Here is a 16,717-nt window from a genome sequence, read left to right as displayed (position 1 = left end):
ATTGGTGCTAGCTTGTGGCGCCGCTCAAATCGGTTCTGGGGACAATTGTGTCGACATTCGAATGGATCATCGCGCTTCTGCTTGGCGCCGTCGCCTTATCGGCGCTGGCGCGGCGTATCAAGGTCCCCTACCCGACCTTTCTCGCCATCGGCGGCGCGCTGATCGCCTTCGTGCCGAACAGCCCGTCCTGGACGCTCGAACCTGACCTCGCACTGGCGCTTTTTGTCGCACCGGTCCTGCTGGATGCCGCCTTCGACACCTCGCTGCGCGACTTGCGCAACAACTGGGTTCCGGTTTCGACCCTGGTGGTGGCCGCGGTCGGCCTGACCACGGTCGGCGTGGCCTATGTCGCGCACCGGTTGATGCCTGACATGCCCTGGGCCGCCGCCATCGCGCTCGGCGCCATCGTGGCGCCTCCGGATGCCGCGGCCGCGGTCGCGATCCTGAGCCAGGTGAAGCTGCCTCACCGCATGGTGAAGGTGCTGGAAGGCGAAAGCCTGCTCAACGATGCTACCGCGCTCCTGATCTATCGTATCGCGGTCGGCGCAGTCGCCACCGAGCATCTGACATGGAGCCAGGTCGCACCGACCATGGCGCTGGCGCTGGTCGGCAGCGTCATCGCCGGCCTGCTGGCGGGCCGCATCATCCCGCTGTTCATCGAACGCGTGACGGAAGCCCCAAGCGCGATCATCGTGCAGTTCGCCACCACTTTCATGGTCTGGATCGCCGCCGAGCATCTCGGCCTCTCCGGCATCCTCACCATCGTGGTCTACGCCATCACCATGGCGCGCACGGCCGGGGCGCGCATGCCGGCACGGCTGCGGGTGCCGTCCTATGCGGTGTGGGAGACGATGGTGTTCGTGCTCAACGTGCTCGCGTTCATGTTGATCGGCATGCAGATGCGGCCGATCTGGACGCGGCTCGATGCGGAAGTGCGCTGGGAATATTGCGTGGCGGCGGTCTGGATCCTGCTCACCGTGGTCCTGGTGCGGCTGTTGTGGATCACGTTCTACCGCACCACACTACGGGTGCTGATCGCGCACGGGATCTATCACCCGAAGGATCCGAGGGCCGTCGCTTCGCCGAAGGGCGGCCTCATCGTCTCCTGGTGCGGGATGCGCGGCCTCGTCACGCTCGCCACCGCCTTTGCCTTGCCGGAAGACTTCCCCTATCGCGACTTCATCGTCTTCATCGCCTTCGCGGTGGTGCTGGGCTCGCTGGTGATCCAGGGCCTGACGCTGCGGCCGCTGATCCTGGCGTTCGGCCTCAAGGACGACGATCCCGTCGGCAGAGAGGTCGCGCGCGCCCGCGCGGTCGCCTATCGCGCCGCGCTCGATGCGATCGAAGACGATCCGTCGGAAGAGGCGGAAATCCTGAGGCTCGAATATCGCGCCATCCTGATGCAGGCGGACGACGATCCGAACGGCGGCATCGCCAGCGGCGAATTGCCTGCCGATCCGCTGCGCCGCCGCGCCATCGAGGCCGCGCGCAAATCGATCTTCGAGCTCCGCGCCACCGAGGTGATCGGCGACGACGCATTTCACCGGATCGAAGAGGAACTCGATCGCGCAGAATTGAGCGCGGGGGGTTAGCTCCGCGGTCCTTCCGACCGCGCTCGCGCTTGGCTGGGGACGGCGACGGGTTTGAACCAAACCCCGCCTCTCCAGACACATTCGAGATGACGACCCTGATCGACGACCGTCGTGTACGCGCGCGTGATGCGGCGCCTGCGCGATATTTTTATCTGCACATGGCCCTGGCCTGCGCCGCCACCGCGTTTCTCGGCTTCGCACCGACCTATTTTGTGCCGCTCGCCAACCGGACCTTGTCCGCAAGCCCGGTGATTCATTTTCACGGACTCTTGTTCTTCACCTGGTCTCTCTATTTCGTGATCCAGACCTGGCTCGCGGCCTCGGGCCGCGTGGTCAATCACCGTGCGCTCGGCATCGCCGGCGTGTCGCTTGCGACAGCGATGACCATCTTCGGCTTCCTCGCCTCCGTTCATGTGATGCAGCACGCCGCCGCGCTCGGGCAGAAAGAGGCCGGCATCGGCTTCTCGATCGTGCCGATGAGTGGGATTGCGTTCTTCGCGGTGGTGTTCGTGCTCGCCATCATGAACACGCGGAAGCCCGAGATTCACAAGCGCCTGATGCTGCTCGCCGCGGTCTCGATCCTCGATGCCGCAATCGCGCGCTGGTTCCTGACCTTCCTGGCGCCTCCGGGACCGCCTGGTCCACCGCCGGTGCCCGTCACCATCGCGCCGGCTGTGGTCGCCTCGCTCCTGCTCGTCGTCGCCATGGTGCGGGACTGGCGCAGCGAAGGCCGCGTGCATCCGGTCTACATCACCGGCACGCTCGCGCTGCTCGCGGTGAAGGTGCTGAACTGGCCGATCAGCGAGAGCGCGGCGTGGCATTCGTTTGCCGGCGGGATTCTGGCGCTGGCGCAGTAGATCGCCAAACACTCCACTGTCGTCCCGGACAAGCGGAGCGCCGATCCGGGACCCATAACCACAGGATTTGGTTTGGCGAAGACTCGGAGTTGCCAGCTCGCGCGGCAACTCCTCCCTGTGGTTATGGGTCCCGGGTTCGCGCTCTGCGCGCCCCGGGACGACGGTGGAGTATGAGGCGGCGCTTAAGCCCCCGCCTTGCAGGTGATCCCGCCGTCCACCACGAGCTCGATCCCCGTCACGTATTTCGACTCGTCCGACGCTAAAAACAGTGCGGCATTGGCGACGTCCCAGGCCTCGCCCATGTGCCCCATCGGCACCTGCGCATCGCGGGCGCGCCACATCGCTTCGACGTCGCCCTTGGCGTAGCTGTTCGCGAGACCCGCGGAATGCTCCACCATCGGCGTCTTCATCAGGCCGGGCAGGATCGCGTTCACCCGCACATGATTCTTCGCGAACTCGATCGCGGTGGAGCGCGTCAACTGGTTCATCGCCGCTTTGCTGGCGTTGTAGCTGACATAGGAAATCCCGACATGGCGGATCGAGGCGATCGAGGAGATGTTGATGATGGAGCCGCCGCCCTGCTTCACCATGACGGGAATGACGTGCTTCATGGCGAGATAGGCACTCTTGAGGTTGACGGTGAAGACGCGGTCCCAGCTCTCCTCTGTCACGTCCACCACGCTGCCCATCTCGGCGATGCCGACATTGTTGTCGAGCACGTCGATGCGGCCGTAGGCCTTCAGGCACGCCGCCACCATCGCTTCGATCTCGCTCGCGCGCGACACGTCGGCGGTGAACGCTGTCGCCTTGCCGCCTTCACCCGTGATGATCTTCGCGGTCTCCTCGGCCGCAGCGCCGTTGCGATCGACGCAGAACACCTGCGCGCCCTGGCGCGCAAAGGTCACCGCGGTTGCCTTGCCGTTGCCCCAGCCCGGCCCGATCGAACCTGCGCCGACCACCATCGCAACCTTGCCCTTGAGCCGATCCATCGCGTTTCTCCCTTATTTCTGCTGTTCGTCGCAGATGCTCATTTTGGTGACGTTAGCACCAATCGGATGACCGACAATCTCCGACAACGTCCGGCACTTGCCGTCATGGCATAGCCGCCATTCACCTGCCGCGCCGGAATTGCCGAGCACCACTTCCTGCATCGGCGCACGCGCGGGCTGCCATTGAAACCAGCCGTCGACGAGCCGCGCCTCGGGTGGCGGCTCCATGCCGGGGCCGGTGCCCTTGACGCGGGCCTGCACCAGTTCGAGGCCGGCTGGCGTGACGCGCCAGTCTTCCTGCCAATCGACCTTGGCGATCGAATGCGTCCAGACAAGCGTGAAGGCGGACAGCGCCAGCGCTTTCACGCCTCCGGCTGTTGCGAAGCAGAGGCTCACACCGCCTCGACCGCCGTCGGCGGACGCTGCCGCCACTGCCACAGCACGATCGCGGCAGCGAGCACAAAGCCCGCGGTGTCGCTGAACGGGAAATCGCCGAGCAGGCAGAACGCGGCGCCGAGCGCGACGGCGCGCTCGACCAGCGTCAGCCGCGTGAACAGGAAGCCAATCGCGACCATTCCGAACAGCGCGATCGCCACCAGCGCCTTGAGGGCCGCCAGCGCCACCGCGCCGTAGAAGCCGAGCTTGGCCGCCATGGGATCGCCGGCCTGCAGCATCAAGGCCGGCGAATAGACGAAGATGAAGGGGATGACGTAACCGGCGAGCGCGATGCGCATCGCCTCCCAGCCGATCTTGTCCGGGTTCTCCTTCGCGATCGGCGCCGCCGCAAGCGCGGCCAGCGCCACCGGCGGCGAGAGGTCGGCCATGATGCCGTAGTAGAACGCGAACATGTGGCTCGCGATCAAGGGCACGCCGAGCTTGGCCAGCGCCGGCGCGGCAAGTGCAGCAGTGATGATGTAGGTCGGAATGGTCGGAATGCCGGTGCCGAGCAGGATCGACAGCAGCATGGTCATGATCAACGCCAGGAACAGGCTCTTCTCGCCGAGGCCGATCACCCAGCCGCCGAAGATGGTGCCGACGCCGGTCTGCGACATCATGCCGATGATGACGCCGACGATGGCGCAGGCCATGCCGACGGTGATGGCGGACTTCGCGCTTTCGGCCAGCGCATCGCGGCACTCGCGCAGGGCCTTGAAGCCGCCGCGGATGAAAGCGGTGATCACGATCAGCCCGACCACCACGCTCGCCACCGGCACGATCTGGAGGCCGTCACGCGACAGCGCAGCGACGACGAGTGCGAGCCCGATCCAGAAGACATAGCGGATGACCGTACTCGGAAGCCCCGCCGTGATGCTGGCGCCGAGGATCAGCGCGACCGTCAGCGCGAGGCCCATGCTGCCGGCATAGAGCGGCGTAAAACCTTCGAACAGCATGTAGACGAGCGCCGCGAGCGGCAGCACGAGATACCAGCCCTTGACCAGTGCCTTCCAGGCGCTCGGCGTTTCCGACCGCTTCATGCCGGTGAGGCCGTGCTTGCCGGCTTCCAGATGCACCATCCAGAAGGCGGAGGCGAAATAGAGGATCGCGGGGATCGCAGCCGCCTTCACGATCTCCGAGTACTGGACGCCGAGCGTCTCGGCCATGATGAAGGCGACCGCGCCCATCACCGGCGGCATGATCTGGCCGCCCATCGAAGCCGTCGCTTCGACGCCGGCGGCGAAGGCGCGGCGGTAGCCGAACCTGATCATCAGGGGAATCGTGAACTGGCCGACGGTGACGACGTTGGCAACGCCGGAGCCGGAGATGGTGCCCATCATGCCCGAGGCGAACACCGCGACCTTGGCGGGGCCGCCGCGGGTCCTGCCAAATAGCCCAAGAGAAACGTCGGTGAAGAGCTGGATCATGCCGGCGCGCTCCAGGAACGAGCCGAACAGGATGAACAGGAAGATGTAGGTCGCCGAGACATAGATCGGCACGCCGTAGAAGCCCTCGGTGCCGAACGACAGGTGCGTGACGATCTGGTCGAAATCATAGCCGCGATGGTTCAGCGGCGACGGCAGGTACTGGCCGAAGAACCAGTAGACGAGGCAGGCGCCGCACATCAGCGGCAGCGCCGCGCCCATCAGGCGCCGCGTGCCCTCGAAGATCAGCACGGCGAGCAGCGTGCCGACCACGAGATCGAGCCGGGTCGGATCACCGTCGCGCGCGATCAGGTCAGCATAGAAGATCCACTGATAGAGACCGCAGAGGAAGCCGGCGCCGCCGATCAGCCATCCGAGCGCGCGGCCGACATCGCTCTTCGCGGTGAAATTGCCGATCAGGCCGAAGGTGAGCAGGACGAGGAAGCCGACATGGACGCCGCGCACCACCTGGCTCGGCAGATAGTTGAAGGCGGCGACATAGAGCTGGAACGTCGCAAAGGCGATGCCGATCCAGTAGGCGAGATGGCCCCACCGGCCCGGGCCAAAGCCTTCCGGAAATCCGTGCTCGAAATTGTCGAACTCGACCTTGACCTTGTCAGGCGCCGCCGCGGCGCCCTCTGCCTTTTCCAGCATCTCAATCCGTCCCCAACCTGTGAAGGCAATCATAACACCGGCGCCGCCGCCGCACACGTCATGGCCGGGGCTTGTCCCGGCCATCCGCGGTCTGCGGTGCCCCAAGAACGTGGATGCCCGGGACATCTGCGCGAAGACGCGCTTCGCGCTGATGCCCGGGCATGACGTCCGACGGAGCGAGCCGATCCTACTTGATCAGCCCTTTTTCCTTGTAATAGCGGATCGCGCCGGGATGCAGCGGAACCGGGCTGCCATTGGCCGCCGTCTCGAGCTTGATCTCCTTGCCGGCCGCGTGCGCGTTGGCGAGCTCGGGCAGCGATTCGAACACCAGTTTTGTCATCTGATAGGCGAGGTCGTCGGAAACAGCGGAGCTGGTGACGAGATAGTTCACGACGGCAGCCGTCGGCACGTCCTTGTCCTGGCCGGTATAGGTGTTGGCCGGAATGGTGGCGGAGATGAAGGGCGGGCCGATCTTGTCCACGGTCTCCTTCGGCACCGACACCACTGTGATCGGGCTCGAGGTCGAAAGGTCCTTCAGCGAGGCGACACCGAGGCCGGCCGACTGGAGGGTCGCACCAAGCTGGCGATTCTTCATGAGGTCGACGGATTCGGCGAAGGGCAGATATTCGACCTTGCCGAGGTCCTTGTAGCTCATGCCGGCCGCGCTGAGGATCGCCCGCGAATTGAGCTCGGTGCCCGACTTCGGCGCGCCGACCGACAGGCTCTTGCCCTTGAGGTCGGCCAGCGTCTTGATGCCGGACTCAGTGGTCGCGACGATCTGGATGTAATTCGGATAGATCGCGCCGATGGTCCTGAGCTTGTCGAGCTTGCTCTTGAAGCCCGCCTCCTCCTCGCCGTCCCAGGCGGCTTTGAGCGAGTCGCCCAGCGTGAACGCCAGCTCGCCGCGGCCCTGCTGGAGCAGGATCAGGTTCTCGACCGACGCCTTGGTGGCCTGCACCTGCGTCTTCACGTTCGGAATCTTGTCGCCGTAGATCTTCCCGATCGCGACACCGAGCGGATAGTAGACCCCGGAGGTGCCGCCGGTCAGCACGTTGATGAAGGATTGCGCATGCGCGCAAGGTGCCGACGCCGCCAGGGCAAGAGCCGCGGCCGCGCCGAAAATCGTCCGTTTCATGGTTGTTGTACTCCCCAAACCGGCCGCGAAAGTGGCCGGATGAGGGGAGCGGGTCAACCCGTCCAAAAGTCAAAACAGGACTGCGGTAAACGGCTGTCCGGGCTGGATTTTTGGGAACTCGGGCAGGTGCGGCGAGCTGGCGCAGTGGATGGACTTACGTGAGGGCCAATCGCTCAAGCCGCGGACTCGGTCACCTCTCCCGCTTGCGCGAGAGGTCGCGCCGAAGGCGCGGGTGAGGGTTGTTTCCTCTGGGGGAGTGTCCCATTGCGGCGGCCCCCTCTCCCCAACCCTCCCCGCATGCGGGGGAGAGCGCACCCTCACTGGAACGTCATGTCCAGGCACTTGGAGATGTCGGAGCCGAGGCCGGAGGAGATGGTGATGCAGCCGCGGATCTTCTGTGCCGCGGTGTCGGCGGCCCAGATCGAATAGCCGCCGGGGCCGAAGAACGAGTTGGTGTTCGGCGGCTCGGTCTCGGTGGCGTCGAAATCATACTTCCCGTCGGTCTCGAAGATGCGCGCCTTCTTGGTGCAGCCGCCGTCGGTCTGGACGTTGATGACTTCCTTGTTGTCGCGGGTCAGCGCCAGCGAGACCTGGCAGCGGAAATATTCCGAGGTCTTGGTGTTGAAGAGATAGGTGTAGGACTTGCAGGTCGCGGTGTTCAGCTTGCCCGGGGCAAGGCCGCGGCTGCACGAAATGCGCTGGTTGTGGCTGAGCTGGTAATCGTCGGCCCGGGCGTCCGGCGCCAGCGCCGTCAGCGACAATGCAGCAGCCCAGCAAAGTTTGATCAAATGGCGCATCCGAATCATCCCCACCCATAATTTTGTCGAGTTGCGTTCTAGACGGAAAGCGGAACATAGTCGCGCGGGGACGAAGGGAAAATCACAAACTGCTGGGCAGGATTTGATGCGCTGCGGCGCTTTCGCAAATTGACCCGGACATACTGTTCGTGATTTGTTCAAATCGGGCAACCGCAATGGCGGGGAGGATGGGATGATGACATTTTCAAAAAAGACATTTGTTTTGGCTGCACTCGCAGCAGCGCTCGGCGCGTTCGCCGCGCCAGCATACGCACAAGCCCCGGCGACGCCGTGGGAGCTCAAGCCCGACACCGGCTATGCTTATGACAAGGAAGGCAAGACCTTCTCCTACAAGATGGGCACCAGCAATGCCGGCGAACTCCTGAAGGGCGCCAAGAAGGTGCCGAAGGGCACGCTGTTCTTCATCGGCCACAACGGCCAGCTCTACATGCGCAGCGGCCCGTATCTGGAAGGCGACGGCAAGTTCAAGTTCGGGCCGGATCAGTAAGGGGCGCGGCGGCGGCACCTCATGCCCGGTGTCGTCAATCGCCTTGTGCGCAATTGCGGACCTCGCGGGCGATGACACCGCGGTTGGAACGGCGCCTGCTCTGGCGATTCCGAAGATCAATCGCGATCAAACAGCCGTTGCGGCCCTGTGCCAAACTGCGCATCATCCCCCAACAACAAGATCGGGAGAAGCGCCATGGCCAAATCGGAATGGACTTTCAAGAGCGCGGTCGAGCTGTCGGCCGCATTGAGCACGAAGAAGGTCTCCGCGGTCGAGCTCACGCAGGATGCGATCGGCCGCATCGAACGGCATGATGGCAAGATCAATGCGATCTGCGTCCGGGATTTCGACCGCGCGCTGAGCGCCGCGCGTGACGCCGACGCCGCATTGGCACAGGGCGAGCGCAAGCCGCTGCTCGGCCTGCCGGTGACGGTGAAGGAATCCTTCAACATCGCCGGCCTGCCCACGACCTGGGGTTGGACACCGCAGAAGGATTTCAAAGCGGCGGAGGACGCGCTGTCGGTCACCCGGGTGAAGAACGCCGGCGGCGTCATCCTCGGCAAGACCAACGTTCCCGTCGGGCTCGGGGATTGGCAGAGCTACAACGACATCTACGGCACCACGAACAATCCGTTCGATCTCGGCCGCACGCCCGGCGGCTCATCGGGCGGCTCGTCTGCGGCGCTCGCGGCAGGCTACGGACCGCTCTCGCTCGGATCCGACATCGGCGGCTCGCTGCGGGTGCCTGCCTTCCATTGCGGGGTCTATGCTCACAAGCCGACCTACAATCTCTGTCCAACGCGTGGCCATACGCCGCCGCCCTTTCCAGCGGTCCCAATGGAGCGCGATATGGCGGTGATCGGCCCGATGGCGCGCAGTGCGGCCGATCTGGCCCTGCTGCTGGACGTGATGGCAGGCCCGGACCCGCTGGACCTCGGCATTGGTTACAAGCTCGCGCTGCCGCAGGCGCGACACCAGGAGCTGAAGGATTTCCGTCTGCTGGTGATCGACGGCCACCCGTTGCTGCCTGCGAATGCAGATATCCGGGGCGCGATCGAGAAGCTTGCGGAGCAATTGTCGCGGTCGGGTGCGAGCATCGCGCGCGAAAGCCGGCTGTTTCCCGACTTCACCGAGGCCTCCCGCCTCTACATGCGCATGCTGATGAGCTTTCTCGGCGCCTTCTTTCCGCCGGACGTTCTCGCCGGCGCGGGTGCCGCTGCGGCGCAGCTCTCACCCGAGGACAAGAGCCTTTCTGCCGAGCGGCTGCGCGGCATGACCAGCACACACCAGTCCTGGGTGTTCGACGAGGGGGCTCGCGCCGGCCTGCGCGCGCAATGGCGGCAATTGTTCAAGACATTCGATGCGGTCATTTGCCCGATCATGCCCACCCCGGCCTATCCCCACGATCATTCGCCGCAGCAGGAGACGCGCCGGATCAACATCGACGGCAAGGACTATGTCTATCCGGACCAGCTTGCCTGGCCCGGCATCGCCACGCTGACAGGCCTGCCGGCAACGGCTGTTCCGCTCGGTCTGTCGAAGGACCGCCTGCCGGTCGGCGTGCAGATCATCGGGCCCTTCCTCGAGGACAGGACGCCGCTGAAGCTCGCCGAGCTGATCGAGCGCGAATTCGGCGGGTTCGTGCCGCCGAAGATGTTTGACGATTAGCGCCGCGGCGTCATTGCGAGCGAAGCGAAGCAATCCAAAATCTTTCCACGGGGACAGTCTGGATTGCTTCGTCGCAAGAGCTCCTCGCAATGACGGAGTCACCACAAGCAAGATAAGCGGAGAGGAATGTCATGAGCAACGATCTCGAAGACCTCACCGCGCTCAACCGCGACTATGTCGCCTCGGTGCAGACCTGCGACGTCAAGCGCTTCGACGAAATCCTGGCGCCTGAGTTCTATTGCTCCAATCCCGACAAGACGCTGGTCGACCGCGTAGCTTTCCTCGAGCAAACGGCACGGCCGATCGCGATCCGCAATCTGCGGGCGCATGATGTCATGATCCGCATCATCGGCGATTTCGCCATCATCCACGCCGCAACCAGCTACACCACCGCCGATGGCCAGCAGGCGACGGGGCGATACACCGATTGCTGGGCGAAGCAGAACGGACGGTGGCTGGCAGTGTCGGCGCACGTGTCGCGGTGAGCTGAGGCGAGCCATCCTCATACTCGGTGTCATGCCCCGGCTTGACCGGTGCATCCAGTACTCCGCGGCGAGAGTTCGTTCACACAACTTTCGCCGCGGAGTACTGGATCGCCCGCCTTCGCGGGCGATGACACCGGTGTTGTATCAGCTATCAAACATGATCACGCTACGCAGCGTCTTGCCGGCTTTCATGTTGGCAAAGCCCTCGTTGATCTCTGACAGCTTCAGCTTGGCCGAGATCCAGTCCTCCAGGTGCAGCCGGCCGCGCAGGTAGAAATCGACCAGGCGCGGCATGTCCACGCGAAAGTGGTTGGAGCCCATCGATGAACCCTGGATCCGGCGCTCGCGCAAGAAATCGAAGCCGTGCAGCTCGATCTTCTGGCCGAACGGGATCATCCCGACGATGGTGGCGGTGCCGCCCGAGGCGAGCATGCCGAACGCCTGCTCCGCGGTCTCCTTGCGGCCGAGCACCTCGAAGGAATGATGCACGCCGCCATTGGTGAGGTCGCGCACCTGCTTCACGACGTCGCCGTCGGCGGGATTGATGATGTCGGTCGCGCCCAGCTTGGTCGCGAGCTGGAGCTTGGCCGGATTGGTGTCGATGGCGATGATGCGGCCGGCGCCGGCGATCTGCGCGCCGTTGATCGCGGCCATGCCGACGCCGCCGCATCCGATCACCGCCACGGTCTCGCCCGCCGTCACCTTCGCGGTGTTCACCACCGCGCCATAGCCGGTGATGACGCCGCAGCCGATCAGCGCGGCGAGATCGAGCGGCATTTCTTTCCGGATTTTGACGATCGCATTCTCGTGCACCAGCATCTGCTCGGCGAAGGACGAGAGGTTGAGGAACTGGTGCAGCTTCTCGGGCTTCGACCACTGCATCCGGTTGGAGGCGCCCGGCAGCAGCTTCACCGTGGTGTCGGTGCAGAGCACCGTGCGGCCCGTCGTGCAATTGTCGCAGGTGCCGCAGAACACGGACAGGCACGTGACGACGTGATCGCCCGGCTTCACATAGGTGACGTCGGAGCCAACCTGCTCGACGACACCGGCGGATTCATGCCCGAGCACCGCGGGCAGCGGATGCGGATAGAGGCCTTCCATGAAGTGCAGATCGGAGTGGCAGAGGCCGGCGACCGCTGTGCGGATCAGAACTTCGCGCGGACCCGGCTTCGGCAGGCTGACATCCTCGATGACGAGCGGCTGGTTGACTTCGTAGAGCACGGCGGCCTTCATCGAGCACTCCCCTATCGCTTCTTTTGGTTTGAGCGTGGGATGCAGCCTACGCTGCCAGAACCAGTTCGCCAACCTCGCTCATGGAGGCCACGCGATCACCGAGCAGCAGCTCCGCGATCTTCGCTTGCACGGCATTTTCCGTCAGCCGGAACGGATCGCTCGGCGCCACGCGATGGTCGACCACCAGCCGCGACAGCAGCAGCCGGCGCGCATCACCGCGCATGTCGTGGATGCGATGCGCTTCCCAGGCGAGCGCAACCGCGCTGGCGACGTGATAGAGCAGGCTGGTGGCACGGCGCGCATCGGCTTCGTTATCGGCCTTGCCGGCGACCTCGCGCGCGAAGCCGACGGCGCGATCGACGAGACCGCGCAAACTGTCACGCCAAGCCTGCGGCACGGAGGCGCTATCATCGAGACGCGCGTGCAGATCGGCGGCAAGCGCGGATTCCGCGCCATGGCGGCCGACCGCGCGCCGGAGCGCATCGATCGCGACGATATTGCCGGTGCCTTCCCAGACCGAGCCGAGATGCGCATCGCGCAACAGGCGTGGGGTGGCGAATTCCTCGATATAGCCGATGCCGCCGCGCATCTCGAGCGCATCGCCGCAGACCTTTCGCGCATCGCGCGTGGCGCGGAATTTCAGCGTCGGCGTCAGGATGCGCAGCAGCGCCGCGGCGTCCTGGCTGCCGGCTTCCGCACGGTCGAGCGCATCCGCCGTGAGAAAGCTCATCGACAGCGCCTGCTCGACCGGCAGCATGATCTTCAGCATCTGGCGACGGCCGAGCGGCAGATCGATGATGCGATTGCCGAACACCACGCGGTTCTTCGCGACCGTCATCGCATCATGATAGGCCCGGCGCATCAGCGCGGTGGATTTCACGCCGTTGGACAGCCGCGACGAGTTCACCATCTCGGCCATCTGCACGAAGCCGCGGTCGAGCTTGCCGACCGCATAGGCGATCGCGCCTTCCAGCTTGATCTCGCCCGACGCCATCGAGCGGGTGCCGAGCTTGTCCTTCAAACGCACGATCCGGTAGTGGTTCTGCGAGCCGTCGTCGAGGAAGCGCGGCATCAGGAACAGGCCGACGCCGCGCGTGCCGGGGCCGGCGCCTTCGGGCCGCGCCAGCAGCATCACGACTTTCGCATCCGCATTCGAGCAGAACCATTTTTCGCCTTGGAGGCGCCAATGGTCGCCCTCCTGAACGGCCGTCGTGGTGAGCGTGCCGACGTCGGAGCCGCCTTCCTTCTCGGTCATGAACTGGCCACCCTGCGTCAGCTTGCTCATGTCGGTCTGGGTCAGGCCGTCCAGATATTTCGCCTTCAGTGCCTCGCTGCCGAAATTCGAAAGCAGTTTTGCGCAACCGTCGGTGACGTTGATCGGGCAACCCATGCCGAATTCGGTCTGGTTGAACAAGAAGGTGAAGGCGTGCTTTGCCACGACGGGATATTTGTCCGGCCAGCCCATGATGCCCTTGCGGATCGAGAGCGCATGGATGCCGAATTCGCCGAAGGCCGCGTTCTCCAATTCGCGATAGGCCGGGTGATATTCGATCCACTGCACGTCGCGGCCGAACTTGTCGCGCTGGTGCAGCACCGGCGTGTGCCGGTCGGCGAGCCGCGCGCAGTCGTCGAGCCGGCCGCCTGCAAGCTCGCCGAGGCGATCGAGATGCGGCTCGATGTGGCGGAACAGCTTCTCGGGCAGATGGATGCGCAGGAGATCGGTGAGGGCCTGATCGGCGCGGTAGAAGTTCATGCCCGTGGTGTCAGGTGCCAGCAGGCCGGACTGCCCGGCCGCGACGTTGTTTGGCTGCCCTGTGACCGGCTCGTGCATGATCGTCCTCTTCGTTTCCGCCTTGCGAACATTTTGCGCGGCTTTAGCGCTTGCCGCGTTGAATGATGTCGATCATGCTCCAGCAGCGGATGCGGATAAAGCCGCAAATTGTCAGGGAGGCATGACCGCCATGAAGGAGCAATTCGCTCTGCGGAATTGTCGTCGTCCCCGCTGGTTGTTCGCGCGAACCGTGCATAGATCAACCGCTCCCCGTCTTCGAGAGATCACGCCATGGAACACCCGAAATACAAGATCGCCCTCATCGTCGGTGCCGGCGAAGGCCTGAGCGCCTCGCTGGCGCGGCTGCTTGCCGCGCAAGGCATTCGCGTTGCGCTCGCCGCGCGCAAGATCGAAAAGCTCGGCGCGCTCTGTAGCGAGACCGGCGCCAAGGCCTATGCCTGCAACGCGACGGAGCCCGAGGAGGTCGAGCGTCTGTTCGGCCTCGTCGAGCGCGAGATCGGCACGCCTGATCTGGTCGTGTACAACGCCAGCGGCCGCACACGCGGGCCGTTCGTCGATCTCGTTCCGGCCGACGTCGCGCAGGCCATTGCAGTCAGCGCCTATGGCGGCTTCCTGGTGGCGCAGCAGGCGGCGAAACGCATGCTGCCGAACAAGCACGGCGCGATCCTGTTCACCGGGGCGTCCGCCAGCGTCAAGGGCTATGCGCAGTCAGCCTCGTTCGCGATGGGCAAGTTTGCGCTGCGCGGTCTCGCGCAGAGCCTGGCGCGCGAATTGTCGCCGCAAGGCATCCACGTCGCGCATTTCGTCATCGACGGCGGCATCAAGAGCGCGGCGCGGACGGAGGCAGAAGACAAACCGGATTCGATGCTCGATCCCGATGCGATCGCGGCGAGCTATTGGAACGTGCTGCAGCAGCCGCGCAGCGCCTGGAGCTGGGAGCTGGAGCTGCGACCCTGGGTGGAGAAATTTTGAGGCAAGCTGCCGTAGGGTGGGCAAAGGCGCGGAGCGCCGTGCCCACCATCGCGCCGAAATTGCTTAAAAGACGTGGGCACGCTTCGCTTTGCCCACCCTACAAGAGCAGGGAGGAACAATGACCACCGAGACCAGCATCGACACCGGCACCAACGAGCTCCTCTGCGTCATCCGCGACCGCGTCGCTGTCATCACGCTGAACCGGCCGGAGGCGCGCAATTCGCTGTCGGACGCGCTGACGCCGGCGCTGCGCACGATGATCCGGGCCTGCGGCGAGAATCCCGGCGTCGGCGCGCTGCTGCTCACCGGCGCGGGCGAAGCGTTCTGCGCCGGCGGCAACGTCAAGGGCATGGGCGCGCATCGCGACAAGGCCAAGCTCGACATGTCCTTTGACGACAAGGTCGCCGATCTCCAGGAGCGACAGCGGCTGCTGACAGGTGCGCTGGTGTCGATCCGCAAGCCGACCATCGCCGCCCTCCCCGGTCCTGCGGTCGGCGCGGGACTCGCCATCGCCATGGCCTGCGACATCCGCATCGCCGCGCAATCGGCCTTCGTCGCCACCGGCTATGCCCGCATCGCGCTCTCCGGCGATTACGGCATCGCCTGGCTGCTCACCCGGCTCGTTGGCACCGCACGGGCGCGCGAGCTTATGTTCACGGGCGATCGCGTCGACGCTGCGCGTGCCGAGACCATCGGACTCGTCAATCGCGTCGTGCCCGACGACAAGCTTCAGGCCGAGGCTTTCGCGCTGGCGAAGTCACTCGCCGAAGGCCCTCGCCTGGCGCTGCGCTACATGAAGGACAATCTCGACGAGGCCCTGCTGTTCGATTTCGAAACCGCGCGCGACCACGAGGCCGAACGGCTGATCCGCCTGACCACGACTGCCGATCACAAGGAGGCGGTGCAGGCGTTCATCGAGAAGCGCAAGGCGGTATTCACGGGGAAGTAGAGGCATCTGAAAATCTATGACCGTCCCCCCGAGGCGGCCGCTTCTTCAGCGGCCCTCGAAGGGTGACAGCCCGACTATTGCTGCGAGAAGCTTACTCGGAAACGGCGAGGCCGTTCATCCTTCGAGGTTCGTTCTGCGAAAGAACGCAGAACGAGCACCTCAGGACGACGGATCGGGCGTGAAAGCAAAAAATGCCCGGCTCCGGATGACCAGAGCCGGGCTCGCAGTGATGTCAGGCCAAGGCTGAGGGGCTTTCGGCCTGACGGGAAAGGGCGGCGAGACGCCAGCTCGCGCAGGGAATGTCTTTCGACGCGACCGTGATCTCCTTGTCGAAGCGCACCAGCTTCCAGTCGTCGGGATGGTTGACGAAGGCGAAGCCGGATTTGCGCGCGAGCGAGATCATGGTCTCGTTGGAGCGCAGCGTGTCGCCGAACATGTGTTCGGCGCCGAGCGCGGCCGCACGGCATTCGAGATTCTTCATCAGCGCGGTGGCGATGCCGTGGCCCTGCCAGCGGTCGCTGACCGACAGGCCGAACTCGAGCGTCGATGTCTCGGCATGGAGAGCGTAGCGCGCTTCGGCGACGATGGTCTCGAAGCTGTCGACCATCTTGGTCGCGACGACAGTGAAACGTTCGCGCTCGCCGACCTGAAGGAAGTCGTGCAGCAGGCCCTTCGGCAATTCGCTGATCGCACCGAAGAAGCGGCTGTAGCGGGAGCGGGTCGAGAGCGAACGGAAATAGTGCTGAAGCTCCTCGGTGTCGCGCGGCTCGACGAAGCGAACATTGAGCGGCTCGCCTTGCCGGGTTCGCAGGACGTCCGAATATTGCTTCAGGTCTTCCAGGCGGAACGTGCTCATGACACGAGCCCTTCTCAAAAGGGGACCGCCGGCGCCCCTGAGATTAGGCGGCGCCGGCCTGGCGGCCAATCAGGCCCGCCAGAAGGGTTTGTCAGCCTCGTAGGCGATATCGGTCCATGACAGGCCGACGTCGTGAAGATCGCGGGCGGTCCAATTGCTCAGCTCGCGCCTGTTGCGGTAGCGCTCGTGCCAGACATGAAGGGTGTCGCCGATCTGCTGGATCAGGCCCGGTGCATGATGATTTGTCATTGAATTCTGGGTCAAAGTAGACATTTTCAGCTCCTTGAGCTAACTTGAACGCTAATATCTGCTTCCTACCGCGCTGCGACAAACGACAATTTGTACCTCTTCGCATGAAATAACGTCATGCA

At 64.6% G+C, this 16,717-nt stretch carries 16 protein-coding genes; 7 read left to right on the top strand and 9 right to left on the bottom strand.

Features of this window, described 5'->3' with window-relative positions; all coding sequences use genetic code 11:
* Window positions 1-14: 14 nt before the first annotated feature.
* Together I3J27_RS04255 and I3J27_RS04250 are read left to right on the top strand one after the other, a co-directional pair.
* Window positions 15-1,592, top strand: coding sequence for a cation:proton antiporter (locus I3J27_RS04255; protein ID WP_270165620.1), 1,578 nt, complete (start codon window positions 15-17; stop codon window positions 1,590-1,592).
* 86 nt (window positions 1,593-1,678) lie between these two features.
* Window positions 1,679-2,449 (top strand): hypothetical protein, encoded by a 771-nt coding sequence (locus I3J27_RS04250; RefSeq protein WP_270165618.1) that lies wholly within the window; start codon window positions 1,679-1,681, stop codon window positions 2,447-2,449.
* Window positions 2,450-2,631: 182 nt separating this feature from the next.
* Here the strand turns inward: I3J27_RS04250 and I3J27_RS04245 are convergent, their stop codons facing one another.
* The 5 genes from I3J27_RS04245 to I3J27_RS04225 form a co-directional block, all read right to left on the bottom strand.
* Entirely contained in the window at window positions 2,632-3,438 is an 807-nt protein-coding gene (locus I3J27_RS04245; RefSeq protein ID WP_270165612.1) for an SDR family NAD(P)-dependent oxidoreductase, read from the bottom strand.
* Between the two features lie 12 nt (window positions 3,439-3,450).
* Window positions 3,451-3,870 (bottom strand): DUF1850 domain-containing protein, encoded by a 420-nt coding sequence (locus tag I3J27_RS04240; RefSeq protein WP_270173033.1) that lies wholly within the window; start codon window positions 3,868-3,870, stop codon window positions 3,451-3,453.
* The gene (locus tag I3J27_RS04235) at window positions 3,831-5,951 is read right to left on the bottom strand and encodes a TRAP transporter permease (protein ID WP_270165610.1); all 2,121 of its coding nucleotides are present in this window, start codon (window positions 5,949-5,951) and stop codon (window positions 3,831-3,833) included. The genes I3J27_RS04240 and I3J27_RS04235 overlap by 40 nt, the downstream gene beginning before the upstream one ends.
* 187 nt (window positions 5,952-6,138) lie before the next feature.
* On the bottom strand, window positions 6,139-7,086 hold the full coding sequence (locus I3J27_RS04230; RefSeq protein ID WP_270165608.1) for a TAXI family TRAP transporter solute-binding subunit: 948 nt from the start codon (window positions 7,084-7,086) through the stop codon (window positions 6,139-6,141).
* A 317-nt stretch (window positions 7,087-7,403) separates the two neighbouring features.
* Window positions 7,404-7,883: a hypothetical protein gene (locus I3J27_RS04225; protein WP_270165606.1), complete on the bottom strand. Its 480-nt coding sequence runs from the start codon at window positions 7,881-7,883 to the stop codon at window positions 7,404-7,406.
* A gap of 196 nt (window positions 7,884-8,079) precedes the next feature.
* On the opposite strand from I3J27_RS04225, the gene I3J27_RS04220 reads away from it, so the two are divergent.
* The 3 genes from I3J27_RS04220 to I3J27_RS04210 all read left to right on the top strand — a co-directional run bounded on the left by I3J27_RS04220 (window position 8,080) and on the right by I3J27_RS04210 (window position 10,544).
* On the top strand, window positions 8,080-8,391 hold the full coding sequence (locus tag I3J27_RS04220) for a hypothetical protein (protein ID WP_270173032.1): 312 nt from the start codon (window positions 8,080-8,082) through the stop codon (window positions 8,389-8,391).
* A gap of 195 nt (window positions 8,392-8,586) precedes the next feature.
* Window positions 8,587-10,059 carry an amidase gene (locus tag I3J27_RS04215; protein WP_270165604.1) on the top strand — a complete coding sequence of 491 codons (1,473 nt, stop codon included), beginning with the start codon at window positions 8,587-8,589 and terminating at the stop codon, window positions 10,057-10,059.
* Between the two features lie 131 nt (window positions 10,060-10,190).
* The gene (locus tag I3J27_RS04210) at window positions 10,191-10,544 is read left to right on the top strand and encodes a nuclear transport factor 2 family protein (RefSeq protein WP_270165602.1); all 354 of its coding nucleotides are present in this window, start codon (window positions 10,191-10,193) and stop codon (window positions 10,542-10,544) included.
* A 144-nt stretch (window positions 10,545-10,688) separates the two neighbouring features.
* Here I3J27_RS04210 and I3J27_RS04205 read toward each other — a convergent pair whose 3' ends face one another.
* Both I3J27_RS04205 and I3J27_RS04200 read right to left on the bottom strand, forming a co-directional pair.
* Window positions 10,689-11,777, bottom strand: coding sequence for a Zn-dependent alcohol dehydrogenase (locus tag I3J27_RS04205; protein ID WP_270165600.1), 1,089 nt, complete (start codon window positions 11,775-11,777; stop codon window positions 10,689-10,691).
* A 46-nt stretch (window positions 11,778-11,823) separates the two neighbouring features.
* A complete protein-coding gene (locus tag I3J27_RS04200; RefSeq protein WP_270165598.1) occupies window positions 11,824-13,608 on the bottom strand; it encodes an acyl-CoA dehydrogenase family protein in 1,785 nt (594 codons plus the stop codon).
* A gap of 231 nt (window positions 13,609-13,839) precedes the next feature.
* Here I3J27_RS04200 and I3J27_RS04195 point away from each other — a divergent pair, with 231 nt between their 5' ends.
* Window positions 13,840-14,541 carry an SDR family NAD(P)-dependent oxidoreductase gene (locus I3J27_RS04195; RefSeq protein WP_270165596.1) on the top strand — a complete coding sequence of 234 codons (702 nt, stop codon included), beginning with the start codon at window positions 13,840-13,842 and terminating at the stop codon, window positions 14,539-14,541.
* A 118-nt stretch (window positions 14,542-14,659) separates the two neighbouring features.
* Window positions 14,660-15,490, top strand: a complete 831-nt coding sequence (locus tag I3J27_RS04190) for an enoyl-CoA hydratase (protein WP_270165594.1) — start codon at window positions 14,660-14,662, stop codon at window positions 15,488-15,490.
* A 232-nt stretch (window positions 15,491-15,722) separates the two neighbouring features.
* On the opposite strand, the gene I3J27_RS04185 is transcribed toward I3J27_RS04190, so the two are convergent.
* Both I3J27_RS04185 and I3J27_RS04180 read right to left on the bottom strand, forming a co-directional pair.
* Window positions 15,723-16,346: a GNAT family N-acetyltransferase gene (locus tag I3J27_RS04185; RefSeq protein WP_270165592.1), complete on the bottom strand. Its 624-nt coding sequence runs from the start codon at window positions 16,344-16,346 to the stop codon at window positions 15,723-15,725.
* Window positions 16,347-16,415: 69 nt separating this feature from the next.
* Window positions 16,416-16,619, bottom strand: coding sequence for a DUF1127 domain-containing protein (locus I3J27_RS04180; protein ID WP_270165590.1), 204 nt, complete (start codon window positions 16,617-16,619; stop codon window positions 16,416-16,418).
* Between the last annotated feature and the right edge of the window lie 98 nt (window positions 16,620-16,717).

Origin of the sequence: Bradyrhizobium xenonodulans (assembly GCF_027594865.1) — a bacterium.
Classification (GTDB): Bacteria; Pseudomonadota; Alphaproteobacteria; order Rhizobiales; family Xanthobacteraceae; genus Bradyrhizobium; species Bradyrhizobium xenonodulans.
Note: the sequence above shows the minus strand (reverse complement) of the source record. Positions and strands in the feature narration are given on the sequence as shown.